The sequence below is a fragment of the Porphyromonas uenonis 60-3 genome (assembly GCF_000174775.1).
In the GTDB taxonomy this organism is placed as follows: domain Bacteria; phylum Bacteroidota; class Bacteroidia; order Bacteroidales; family Porphyromonadaceae; genus Porphyromonas; species Porphyromonas uenonis_A.
Window position 1 is genome coordinate 1 of the sequence record NZ_ACLR01000191.1, and the last position, 576, is coordinate 576.

Consider the following 576-nt stretch of genomic DNA (forward strand, 5'->3'; position numbering starts at 1 on the left):
TATCACCGCTGTAGAGGCGGGTGCCGTCCCACGTGGCAAGGACTCGCGAGTCGTAGTCGTAGCGCTTGTCACCGCTGTAGAGGCGAGTGCCATCCCACGTGGCGATGACTCGTGAGTCGTAGTCGTAGCGCTTATCACCGCTGTAGAGGCGAGTGCCGTCCCACGTGGCAAGGACTCGTGAGTCGTAGTCGTAGCGCTTGTCACCGCTGTAGAGGCGAGAGCCGTCCCACGTGGCGATGACTCGTGAATCGTAGTCGTAGCGCTTATCACCACTGTAGATGTAAGTCTGAGCGGAGAGCGTCAGAAGGCTATTGAGGAGTAAGGTTAGGAGTAAGAAGATTCGCTTCATATTAAGGGTGCTAGATGTTGGCTTTCTTCATTAGGCCGTGGGTTGATACGCTTTCTGCGACTACCCTTTTACAGTATACTCTTTCTCGCGCTTGTACCTTCGATTGATGATCGGCAGGAGCAGGATAGCGATGACTCCCACGGATATAGTCCACAAGGTCTGTACGGCATGCACGATCAGGGCAAACTGCCCCGCCTCGGCTTCGCTCACCCCGAAGGCTGTAAGCG

Annotated in this window: 1 protein-coding gene; it reads right to left on the bottom strand. The window is 55.6% G+C overall.

What is annotated here, in order from left to right:
* Nucleotides 1-349, bottom strand: a 349-nt coding sequence (locus tag PORUE0001_RS07725; RefSeq protein ID WP_007365892.1) for a hypothetical protein, incomplete at its 3' end; no start/stop codon positions are given.
* Between the last annotated feature and the right edge of the window lie 227 nt (nt 350-576).